Raw genomic sequence first — 10764 nt, 5'->3', positions numbered from 1 at the left:
CAAATTCTTTCAAAGCGCCCACACAGTTTGTCTTCTATCTTCTTAATGAACTTTGCCCCGAAGGCGTGCTGCGTATTCTACGGATTTCCCTTCCTATGTCAAACACTTTTTTCATTTTTTTGAAAATAATTTCATTGTGCCGCTTTTAAGTACACTTTGGTGATCTTTCTTTTGCCAACCTGGACAATATAGGACTCATTTGTTAGTAATTCAAGTGATGGGTCCACTATTTTTTCATTATTAACTTTTACGGCCCCTTGTTTAATCATCCGAATCGCTTCTGAAGTACTCGCAGTTAATCCCGCTTGTTTTAATATTTGATTTATGGATGTAGCGCTATCAGTGCTAATAGTTACCTCATCTAAATCTGCTGGAATAATTCCTTTTTGGAAACGCTCAATAAATTCTCTATGCGCCTCTTCAGCCTGCGTATTATTATGAAAGCGTGTTATTATTTCTTTAGCAAAATCGATTTTAACGTCTCTGGGGTTTCGGCCTTCATTCACTGATTTGCGCAAGGCTTCAATTTCTTTGCCCGTTTTAAAACTTAGTAAATCTATATAACGCCACATCAGTTCATCTGAAACCGACATAATTTTCCCAAACATCTCAGAGGCGGGTTCATTAATACCTATATAGTTATTTAATGACTTGGACATTTTTTTCACGCCGTCCAAGCCTTCTATTAATGGAGTCATCATCACCACCTGGGGTTCAAGTCCATAATGCTTCTGCAATTCCCTTCCCATTAATAAGTTAAATTTTTGATCCGTGCCGCCTAACTCTACATCTGCTTTTAGTGCTACCGAATCATAGCCTTGTAATAAAGGATATAGGAACTCATGGATAGCAATCGGCTGTCCATTGGTATAACGTTTATTGAAATCATCTCGCTCAAGCATTCGAGCAACAGTATGGGTTGCAGCTAAGCGAATTAAATCCACTGCACTAAATTTACCCAGCCAATGGGAATTAAAGGCAACTTGTGTTTTATTAGGATCTAAAATTTTAAAAACTTGCTCTTGGTAGGTTTTGGCATTCTCAATCACCGTTTCTTCACTAAGTGGCATCCGTGTTACGTTTTTTCCAGTAGGATCACCAATCATAGCGGTGAAATCACCAATTAAGAAAATAACCTCATGGCCATAAAGTTGAAATTGCCTTAATTTATTTAATAATACCGTATGGCCCAGATGAAGATCGGGCGCGGTAGGATCAAAACCTGCTTTAATTTTTAAGGGAATACCTTTTTGTAATTTTTTCTCAAATTCGGCTTGTGGCAATACTTCCTCACAACCCCTCATTAATTCGGTACATACTGAATCTTCAACTATCATGTTATTAAAACCTATATATAATGATTGACCTATCTTCTCTCAGCGGGTATCTTAGCCCGGTTAACAAATTCCTGCCAATAAAAATAGCTAAAAACGCAAGTTTGTTAACCTAAGTTAAAAAAAATATAACAAAATATTCAATTATTAGGTAGAATTCATTGACCTAAAAATAGCGGTCACTTCATTCAGGGATGGGAAATATATTGATTGCAATAAAAATAATAGAATTGTCGCCCATGACAGCAGTATAGGCAAAAAATGGCTCAAAGACCCAATATAGAAAAACGACAGTCTAAAAAACCATCAGGACTAGTAATGATCTTTGCATTAGTTATTGCATGTTCACTCCCTTATTACTTAGTGAAGAATTTTGCACATCATAAAAAAACCGACTTAAGTACTAGTGCCGCGCCAAATACTCCCTCATCTCCTTTAGAACGCATAAGAATCATTGATGAATTTGAACCCAGTATCACCACCGCATTGAAAACCAGTAAAACAGAATCGAATAGTAAAACCCTTACAGAGGGCATAACAGCTGAAGTTATTCAAACCGTGAAAAATGAGGCCAAAAAAGTACTCGCTAAGGCTAAGCCCAAGGTAAAAGATAATGAATGGCAAACGATAAGACCTCGGTCAGGTGACTCCATGGCTACTATCTTCCACCGCCTAGGCTTAAGTGCAAAAAATTTACATGAAATCCTACAAAATAAAAAATACACCAAGGCGCTTACGGCGATTAAACCAAGCCAAGAATTAAAATTTTTAATCAATAAAGGCCATTTAGAGAAATTAATTATCCCCGTTGATTATGTCGATACTTTAACTATATCAAGAGCAATTAAGGGATATAATTATCAAATAAGTTCTAAAAAGACCACTAGTCAAGCGGTGTATGTCACCGCTACGGTAAATGGTTCTTTATATACCACCGCACAAAAAGCCAACATACCCTATAAATTTGTAAAATCAATGACCGAAATTTTAAAAAGGGAAGTTGATTTTTCCCACGTAAGTTCTGGAGATCAATTTTCTATTGTTTATGATGCTTATTATGTCGGTGATAAAATGGTGGGTACGGGTGATATTGTGGCCGTAACCTACACTAACAAAGGTAAAACAACGCAGGCTATCCGCCACACTAGTGCTAATGGCACTACTGACTATTATTCCGCCCAGGGGAATAGCTTTAAAAAAGCCTTTTCACGCTACCCCATTAAATTCAGCCATATTAGCTCCACCTTTGCTCTATCTCGTTATCATCCCATCCTTGATTATAAAAGAGCTCATAAAGGCATCGACTTAGCGGCTCCCATTGGAACACCGATACAAGCTACCGGCGATGGCGTTATTACTATAATTGATCGACATAATGGTTATGGAAACATGATAAAAATTAAACATGATAAAAAATACAGCACCATTTATGGGCACATGCTCAAATTCCAAAAAGGCTTATCCAAAGGCAGTAAAGTAAAACGCGGGCAAGTAATTGGCTATGTGGGACAAACTGGCCTGGCAACTGGCCCTCATTGCCATTATGAATTACATGTAAACAATGCACCTCACAATCCCACTACCACGAGCTTACCGACAGCATCACCCATACCTGCTCGAGAAATGAAGGCCTTTAAAGCGAAAACAAACGCCTTATTAGCACGCTTAAAATTATTTGAAGCAGCTCAGTTAGCCAGTAAAGGAAGAAATAAAAACCATAAACTAGGCTAGCTCTATCACTTTAAAAAAGCCTTTCCTTTAAGGGGCTAACTCGGCCTTTCTTCCCAAAAGAAAATAATTGTTTAGAACCCCCATGCCTTTTACTTCGATGGGTTCGCGTTGCTCAATAATAAAGCTATCCTCCAGCAAGAGGGCCATCTTTTCGGTGATCTGAATTTTACCCGGGATTGAGGTTGATTCCATTCTGCTGGCTACATTCACCACATCTCCCCATACATCATAAATAAATTTCTTATGGCCAATAACTCCAGCGACCACAGGACCAAAAGTCATCCCAATCCGCATCTCAATCTTGCTATGATGTTGGATATTAAATGCGTCGAGTTTACTTAACATAGCTAAAGCATAATCAGCTAAATTGATGGCATGTTCGGTATTAGGAATAGGAACTCCGGCAACAGCCATATAATTATCCCCTATAGTTTTTACTTTTTCCACACCGTAAACTTCGGTTAAATTATCAAATTCTTCGAATAAAGAATTTAGTAAAGGCACAATTTTTTTTGCACCTAAAGAGGCAGTCATGAGGGTAAAACCTACGATGTCCGCAAACATAACACTCGCTTGCGAAAATTCATCTGCTATTTGTTCTTCGCCATGTTTCAGACGTTCAGCAATAGAGGCAGGGAGAATATTAAGTAACAATAATTCATTTTCTTTAGTTGCGGCCGACAAGGAATTGAGCGCTTTAACAATAGAAATTATCATCACTATAGTCGAGAGAAACGCAAGGATAATGGCTATCACCAGATCGTAGGACATCCAACGACTGTAAGTATTATATTCACGCTGGGTGCGTGCATTAACTGTCGAGAAAAACTCTTGGATAGGTTGCATAATAGCTGCTTTTTGCTTCATATATTCTTCACCAAAAACCAATTGTATGGCTTGAGGTAAATTAGGAATCCCTTGAATGCTGTAAGTTCCAGTGCCATTATCGTACTTGCCATCCCTCATATTCATTGCTTGTAGTTCCACCTGGCCTAAAGCATTACTACGATCTTCTGCTGAATGTAATAATTCGAAGTCACTTAAGGTAAAATTATTTTTGATCATTATTTTTTCTAAAGACTCAGGAGGACCGAAAGGTTGCGGACGCGTACCGCCGATGATAAGGTCCCAATATACTTGATCATAATTCCGAGGACGAGGAGATGTCCCATTGCGTATGGCTATTATTTCATTAAAGTAATCACGATATTTTTTCTCTCCGGTAATAACATACGACCGTGCCATTCTGGTTAAATCACTGGAAGTTTGGCGTAGCTCTGCAGCAATTTTATAAGAATTATACAGCGCATCTGAACTTTTAATTTGTTGAATAGCGATGTAACGAAGCAATAATAAAGACAATAACAAACTAGTTAATAAAATCCCTAAAAAGATAAAGAAAAACAGTAAAAAACGTTCCTTTTTGACTGCTGTTTTCACGTATAATCCCTAAATTTGAGGTGTTATTTTTATGTTAACATTTTAATTATAGTAGAGAATTTCATTTCTAAGGCCTCTAGCTTAAACTTATCCACCACATTTCAGCTGGATAAAAGAGAAGGATCTGCTCTTACAATTAAGGGACAAACAGCATGTCTAGTTCTAATTAGCTAAAAAGATAACGACAAATTAATACTGAAGCAATCACTCCAGCTAAGTCTGCTAACAAACCAACCGGAATGGCATGCCGAGTTCGACGAATGCCAATTGAGCCAAAATATACAGCAATGACATAAAATGTGGTTTCTGTACTTCCCATCATGGTCGCAGCAATCTTGGCAATTAAAGAATCCCCACCGTATTGGTGAATCAATTCAGCCATTACTCCTGTTGAGGCACTTCCTGAAAATGGTCTGATTAAGGCCAAGGGTAATACTTCGGAAGGCATACCAATTAACTGCATTAAAGGGGCCAACCAATGATTCATTAAATCAAAAAAGCCTGAGGCTCTTAACATACCGATGGCAACCATCATTGCCACTAAATAAGGAATAATATTAACACTCGTTTCAAAACCTTGTTTAGCACCAGCAATAAAAGCATCAAATACATTAATTTTTTTTATTGCGGCATAGAGAGGGATTCCTAAAATAAATAATAAAAACATCCAGTTAGAAAGTTGATTTCCGAAGCCACTCATAGACTATTTGCTCCTTCAATTTGGAACCAAGACCACTTTGCTAATTGCTTTACAGCTAAAATAGCCACGATAGTAGAAATAGTAGTGGCTAAGATAGAGCTTAAGATAATGCTACTAGGATTGGCACTGCCATTAGCAGCTAAATAAGCTATGGCTGTAGCAGGAATTATTTGCACACTTGAGGTATTGATCGCTAAAAAGGTGCACATGGAATTAGTGGCCACTCTGGCATGCTGGTTCAAGCTTTGTAATTCTTTCATCGCTTGTAAGCCAAAAGGGGTTGCGGCATTAGCTAGACCTAACATATTGGCAGAAATATTCATAACCATGGCTCCCATGGCAGGATGTTCACTGGGGATATCAGGAAATAAGCGTCTTAAAATTGGCTTTAATAAAGAACCTAATTTAGAAACTAAGCCAGACTCCGTAGCAATCGACATAATACCAAGCCATAAGGACATAATCCCCGCCAGACCCAAAGCTAATTCAAACCCAAGCTTTGCTGAATCGGTTACCGCTTTTACTACTTCATTAACGCGTCCTTCTATGATCCCTACACTAACAGCAATAAGAATCATCCCTAACCAAATTATATTGAGCATGCTTGCTCCTTCATCCTAAAAAAGGTTAATATGTGTACAAATATGATGACAAACCTAAGAGGCGCTATGTCCTATTTTTTAAAATATTTAGTGCTCGGAGCCAGTTTTTGGATGAGTTTAAATGCTTTTTCATTAAATACCAAAGACATTGAACAAGAAGCTGACTCGTCAGTAAATGAACTATATCACAGCCTAGATGCCTTGCCGAATACTTCCATGACAGAGCGGCTTAATTGGTTTAGTGAGCACTTTAAGGGGACGGTCTATGTTCTTGGTTCTTTAGGTGAAGGGCCTAAAGGACGCTATGATCAATTTCCTCGCTACCGAACCGATGCTTTTGATTGTGATACTTATGTAAACACCGTCCTCGCTTTAGCTTTAGCCAATTCCTTAACGAGTTTTAAACAATGTATCAATAAATTACGTTACCAGAATGGTCAGGTGTCCTATATAAAGCGCAACCATTTTACCTCGATTGATTGGAATAAAAACAATCAAAACCGAGGAATATTAAAAGATATTACTTTAAATATTCACGATCAAAATAACCAACCCGTTGCTCTTTATTCTGCATCTCAGATTAATAAACCCAATTGGTATGCGCATAAAGATCCCTCAACTATTAGGATTGATGCCAGCACCACAGCACTACAAGCAGCGCGGTTAGATGAATTAAAAACCAAAACTAAAAATTTGGAAGTTACTACGGCTAAAGTACCCTATCTCCCCTTTACGGCCCTATTTCCAGAAAATAAACCTAACTTCTATTTATTTTCGCAAATACCTAATGGAGCCATTATCGAAATTGTGCGTCCAGGCTGGGATTTACGCAAACAAATAGGTACTTATTTGGATATCTCGCATTTAGGTTTCGCTTTTTGGGAAAAGGGTACCTTATATTTTCGCCAAGCCTCTTCTAACTACGGTAAAGTAGTTAATGTACCCTTAATAGATTATTTAAAAGAAGCACTAAATAGCCCCACCATTAAGGGGATAAACGTACAAATTGTAGTCCCCCAAAAGCCTGGTTTGTGCGATCCAGCAAGCTGAGTTAATCATTGCAGTGAGCCGGTAAACTACTTAAAGCGAATTGCGAGCATTATGGGCGATATAAGCTCCTGTTAGAGGAGCTAGAACAGTACTTCTTTGTAGCGCTTTACTGAAGTACTGCACTTAGCTCCCAAAGACGAGGAAATTGCTCTTAACTCTAGTTTAATTATTGTCTCGGTAAACGAATGTTAGTGATTTCTTTCACACTATGAGTGGTACGATAAGGATTAATATCTAAGCCGCCTCTGCGCGTATAACGACCATAAACAGTAAGTTCCGTGGGTTGACAGCGATTTTTAATATCAATAAAGATGCGCTCAATACACTGCTCATGAAATTCATTATGATTACGAAAAGAAACGATGTAACGCAATAACCCTTCCCTATCAATTTTAGGACCTTTATACTGAATCCATACACTTCCCCAATCGGGCTGAAAGGTTACTAAACAATTTGATTTTAATAAATCGGAATATAAGGTCTCTTCCACCTCCGTGCTTGACGTGGTTAAAAAGGAAGGTTCAACCGAATAGATAGAACAACTAATATCAAGATGATCAATGCACTCACCGATGAAACTATCTTGTACTGGTACTGGCGAAGGACCACCTAAAGCATTTATTCTTACTAAAACATCGGATTGCAAACTAGCGGAAAGATCCTTTGTAACAATTTTTTCGACCTCATTAAGGGATTTAAAATGCGTATTATTTAGGGTATTAAAATATAATTTTAAGGACTTCGATTCAATTATATTGGGGGAATGGCAATCGTAAATAATTTCAGCGGTTGCGACCATAGGCTTCCCTTTTTCATTTAACCAAGATACCTCATAATGATTCCAAAGATCGAAGCCATTGAACGGCACATGTTGAGGGTCAATACCTATTTCCATCCGTTTGCGTGCCCTGGGAATAGGAAATATTTTCTCCGGATTATATTGTGATTGATATTCAGATTTCTCACCAAGTTCCAATTTTTTTTCTGATAAAATATCCACACCGACTCTCAAAGCATAATCAAAATGAATTTGGAGTATAAAGGGAGAGAAAAGTTCATTCAACTAAAAGCGTGTAGCTGGCAAATTTGCATGATTAAGACAGGTGAAATGCAAGGACCTATAAAGGATTATAAGCCCTTTACTCGAATTATTTTTTAGCTGCGGCTGCCACGTTCTTTTTAGTTTCTTTTACAAAACCTACCATTGCATTTTCTAATATTTTAAAAGATTTTTGCATATAATCTAAAGCCTTATGGCCATTTTCAACTACCAGATTAACTTGTTTCTCTACGAGTTCTTCTGGATTTTTAATTTGTGCTAGCTCTTCAGGCTTTAGATAATTTAAGCTTTGGATAGTTTTAATATTTAATTCAGCAATAGCTTGAAAAGGTTCTTGTACTCTTTTAGCTAAATCGCTCCATTTCTCATAATTTTGATACTGCATGATGTTCTCCAGTTGATCTATGACGCCCAATTGTTGCACTGCACAATTTAATATTGGGCCTAATTTGAAGTTTTGTCAATAGATACAGAAAAATAATTTTGCACTGCACCATAAAATCAATTTACTTTTTAAATAATTTTTGCCATTGTTGCATCATCTCTTGCATCTGCTCGTTCCATTGCTTAGACACCTGCTGATAAGGATTACTTTGCAAAGGCTTATTCATCGCTTGAAACAAATCTTCCATCATTGATTTAAATGAAACCTGCATAGGATGATTCGCTAAGGTAATGATTTGGCGTAAAATATCAGACGATAAAAATTGGGTGGGACCAGCCTCCATTTCCACAATGATTTGTAATAAAATAGCATTAGTTAAATCTTTTGCGGTTTCAGAATCCTCAACTTTGAATTCTATTCCTTCTGTTACATAAGTTTGCAATTGCTCCAAGGTAATATATTGGCTTGTTTCAGTATCATACAATCTTCGGTTTTTATATTTTTTTATTAGTCGGCTCATTACTTATCCAAATTAAAGGAATTTGAAAAAAAAATAACACCGCTATACGGGCTATCTCTAGCGGTGTTTATTTATCATGCCTAACACTAGAAAACGTTTAGTACATATGCAGACCACCATTAATACTTAAATTAGCCCCCGTAATATAGCGGCTTTTTTCACTAATTAAAAATTCAATCGCCCAAGCGATTTCTTGCGGCTCTGCCAAGCGTTTGGCTGGAATTAAATTAATAATACCATCTAGAATATCTGGACGAATGCCTTGCATCAAACGGGTATTTACATAGCCGGGAGAAATGCTATTAACAGTGATATTTTTCATCATTAACTCTTGCGCCAGACTTTTAGTAAATCCGTAAACCCCTGCTTTTGAAGCAGCATAATTAGCTTGAGAGAACTGCCCTTTTTGCGCATTAACAGAGGAAACATTCACAATTCGCCCTGATGCCTGCGCCTTCATTCCCTCAACCACTTGCCGAGTGACATTAAACATTCCATCTAAATTGACGCGCAACACCTCATCCCATTGCTGTTTTGTCATTTTAGTAAATACAGCATCTCGGGTAATTCCGGCATTGTTGACGAGCACATCCACCGTACCGTAGCTATGAATGATCTCCTCTACAACCTCTTTACACTCGTCAAAATTAGTAACATCCATATGTCTAAAACTAACGTTTTTATACCCTTGCTCATGAAGTGCGCGTTGCCATTCTTTAGCCTTATCATCAGCCAGGACATCAAGGGCTACAACATGCTTATAGCTAGCATTGAGTTCTTTTGCTACAGCCGTTCCGATATCTCCTGTACCACCTGTAATTAATGCGACGTTAGTATTTACCATGTTGGTCTCTTTAGTTTAAATTATTTCCATGTTCTAATTATATAGCACAAAAAGCTTAATTTTGCTGCATAGCAACATATTACATGTATTGACCACCATTAACGTCAATATTCGCTCCGGTAATAAAAGCACTATCCTCAGACACTAAAAAAGCCACCACATCTGCAATTTCTTTAGGATAACCTAAGCGACCCACTGGAATATTAGCGATAATAGAATTTAATACTTCCTCCTTCATCGCAGCAAGCATAGGCGTTTCTATATATCCAGGGGATATAGTATTTACAGTAACCCCTTTACTGGCTACTTCTAGAGCAAGACTTTTGGTAAACCCATATAAAGCAGATTTAGTAGAGGCATAATTACATTGGCCGAATTGCCCTTTTCTACCGTTTATCGAAGAAATACTGACAATTCGCCCATAACCTCTATCAATCATGATCGGAATGACATTACGTGTCATGTTGAACACACTATTCAAGTTGGCATCCAGTACTTGTTGCCATTGCTGTGGACTCATTTTTCGCAAACTGCAATCTTTGGTAATTCCTGCATTATTAACTAATACATCGATTTGGCCATAGCGCTCCATAACGAGGTTAACCAGTTTTTCACAATCTTCGTATCGAGCAATATCGCCATAAACGATATCAATATCGTAGCCCAGTTGTTTTTGCTCTTGCTGCCATTGTTGGGCCTCTTCATGTTTTCCATCTTTAAAATAACAAGCCACAACTTGATATTCATTCGCTAAACGAAGAGAAATAGCCGAACCAATCCCACCTGTACCTCCCGTAACTATTGCAACTTTCTTTTGCATCACTTACTCCCTGTCGATAATGACGATTGTTAATACTACAAAATAAATTAATCTACTTGTCAATGTTACAGCAAAATATTAAATGAAAATGTGTTTTTTGCCATTTTTTTTCTTCCTTATTTGTGTAAGGATTAAATTCCGGATATTCGGAATATTCATTAATTACTCATGTTACGCACGGTCAATTTTAAGCTGCCATATTTTTAAGCTCCTGCCAAGCAATCTGGTTCGCTCTAAGAATCAATTTGTACTTAATAGCAAAGTGATTTAAATGAGTT

Annotated in this window: 12 protein-coding genes; 3 read left to right on the top strand and 9 right to left on the bottom strand. The window is 37.5% G+C overall.

Features of this window, described 5'->3' with window-relative positions; translation table 11 throughout:
- Positions 1-131: 131 nt before the first annotated feature.
- A complete protein-coding gene (tyrS, locus tag ELY15_RS10375) occupies positions 132-1337 on the bottom strand; it encodes a tyrosine--tRNA ligase (protein ID WP_127099711.1) in 1206 nt (401 codons plus the stop codon).
- Between the two features lie 258 nt (positions 1338-1595).
- Here tyrS and ELY15_RS10370 point away from each other — a divergent pair, with 258 nt between their 5' ends.
- Positions 1596-3065, top strand: coding sequence for a peptidoglycan DD-metalloendopeptidase family protein (locus tag ELY15_RS10370; RefSeq protein WP_127099709.1), 1470 nt, complete (start codon positions 1596-1598; stop codon positions 3063-3065).
- Between the two features lie 27 nt (positions 3066-3092).
- Here ELY15_RS10370 and ELY15_RS10365 read toward each other — a convergent pair whose 3' ends face one another.
- The 3 genes from ELY15_RS10365 to ELY15_RS10355 all read right to left on the bottom strand — a co-directional run bounded on the left by ELY15_RS10365 (position 3093) and on the right by ELY15_RS10355 (position 5807).
- Positions 3093-4505: an adenylate/guanylate cyclase domain-containing protein gene (locus ELY15_RS10365; RefSeq protein WP_127099707.1), complete on the bottom strand. Its 1413-nt coding sequence runs from the start codon at positions 4503-4505 to the stop codon at positions 3093-3095.
- Positions 4506-4671: 166 nt separating this feature from the next.
- Positions 4672-5205, bottom strand: coding sequence for a spore maturation protein (locus ELY15_RS10360; protein ID WP_127099705.1), 534 nt, complete (start codon positions 5203-5205; stop codon positions 4672-4674).
- Positions 5202-5807, bottom strand: coding sequence for a nucleoside recognition domain-containing protein (locus tag ELY15_RS10355; RefSeq protein WP_127099703.1), 606 nt, complete (start codon positions 5805-5807; stop codon positions 5202-5204). Before ELY15_RS10355 ends, ELY15_RS10360 begins: the two co-directional genes overlap by 4 nt.
- A 111-nt stretch (positions 5808-5918) precedes the next feature.
- Here ELY15_RS10355 and ELY15_RS10350 point away from each other — a divergent pair, with 111 nt between their 5' ends.
- Complete coding sequence (locus tag ELY15_RS10350) at positions 5919-6857, top strand: N-acetylmuramoyl-L-alanine amidase-like domain-containing protein (protein ID WP_370449419.1); 939 nt, start codon at positions 5919-5921, stop codon at positions 6855-6857.
- Positions 6858-7023: 166 nt separating this feature from the next.
- Here the strand turns inward: ELY15_RS10350 and queF are convergent, their stop codons facing one another.
- The 5 genes from queF to phbB (ELY15_RS10325) form a co-directional block, all read right to left on the bottom strand.
- Positions 7024-7857 carry an NADPH-dependent 7-cyano-7-deazaguanine reductase QueF gene (gene queF, locus ELY15_RS10345; protein WP_233586626.1) on the bottom strand — a complete coding sequence of 278 codons (834 nt, stop codon included), beginning with the start codon at positions 7855-7857 and terminating at the stop codon, positions 7024-7026.
- A gap of 148 nt (positions 7858-8005) precedes the next feature.
- A complete protein-coding gene (locus ELY15_RS10340; RefSeq protein ID WP_127099701.1) occupies positions 8006-8302 on the bottom strand; it encodes a phasin family protein in 297 nt (98 codons plus the stop codon).
- A gap of 121 nt (positions 8303-8423) precedes the next feature.
- A complete protein-coding gene (locus tag ELY15_RS10335; protein WP_127099699.1) occupies positions 8424-8822 on the bottom strand; it encodes a polyhydroxyalkanoate synthesis regulator DNA-binding domain-containing protein in 399 nt (132 codons plus the stop codon).
- A gap of 97 nt (positions 8823-8919) precedes the next feature.
- A complete protein-coding gene (phbB, locus tag ELY15_RS10330; RefSeq protein ID WP_127099697.1) occupies positions 8920-9666 on the bottom strand; it encodes an acetoacetyl-CoA reductase in 747 nt (248 codons plus the stop codon).
- Between the two features lie 79 nt (positions 9667-9745).
- Entirely contained in the window at positions 9746-10486 is a 741-nt protein-coding gene (gene phbB, locus ELY15_RS10325) for an acetoacetyl-CoA reductase (RefSeq protein WP_127099695.1), read from the bottom strand.
- Between the two features lie 82 nt (positions 10487-10568).
- On the opposite strand from phbB (ELY15_RS10325), the gene ELY15_RS16135 reads away from it, so the two are divergent.
- On the top strand, positions 10569-10757 hold the full coding sequence (locus tag ELY15_RS16135; protein ID WP_158617450.1) for a hypothetical protein: 189 nt from the start codon (positions 10569-10571) through the stop codon (positions 10755-10757).
- The last annotated feature ends 7 nt before the right edge of the window (positions 10758-10764 follow it).

It is taken from the genome of Legionella sp. km772 (genome assembly GCF_003989735.1).
In the GTDB taxonomy this organism is placed as follows: Bacteria; Pseudomonadota; Gammaproteobacteria; order Legionellales; family Legionellaceae; genus Legionella.
Note: the sequence above shows the minus strand (reverse complement) of the source record. Positions and strands in the feature narration are given on the sequence as shown.

Excerpts from the sequence above, each read along its gene's own strand:
- tyrS (WP_127099711.1), bottom strand. The coding sequence starts at position 1,337 with ATGATAGTTGAAGATTCAGTATGTACCGAATTAATGAGGGGTTGTGAG.
- ELY15_RS10370 (WP_127099709.1), top strand. The coding sequence starts at position 1,596 with ATGGCTCAAAGACCCAATATAGAAAAACGACAGTCTAAAAAACCATCA.
- ELY15_RS10360 (WP_127099705.1), bottom strand. The coding sequence starts at position 5,205 with ATGAGTGGCTTCGGAAATCAACTTTCTAACTGGATGTTTTTATTATTT.
- ELY15_RS10355 (WP_127099703.1), bottom strand. The coding sequence starts at position 5,807 with ATGCTCAATATAATTTGGTTAGGGATGATTCTTATTGCTGTTAGTGTA.
- ELY15_RS10350 (WP_370449419.1), top strand. The coding sequence starts at position 5,919 with ATGAGTTTAAATGCTTTTTCATTAAATACCAAAGACATTGAACAAGAA.
- ELY15_RS10340 (WP_127099701.1), bottom strand. The coding sequence starts at position 8,302 with ATGCAGTATCAAAATTATGAGAAATGGAGCGATTTAGCTAAAAGAGTA.
- ELY15_RS10335 (WP_127099699.1), bottom strand. The coding sequence starts at position 8,822 with ATGAGCCGACTAATAAAAAAATATAAAAACCGAAGATTGTATGATACT.
- phbB (WP_127099697.1), bottom strand. The coding sequence starts at position 9,666 with ATGGTAAATACTAACGTCGCATTAATTACAGGTGGTACAGGAGATATC.
- phbB (WP_127099695.1), bottom strand. The coding sequence starts at position 10,486 with ATGCAAAAGAAAGTTGCAATAGTTACGGGAGGTACAGGTGGGATTGGT.
- ELY15_RS16135 (WP_158617450.1), top strand. The coding sequence starts at position 10,569 with ATGAAAATGTGTTTTTTGCCATTTTTTTTCTTCCTTATTTGTGTAAGG.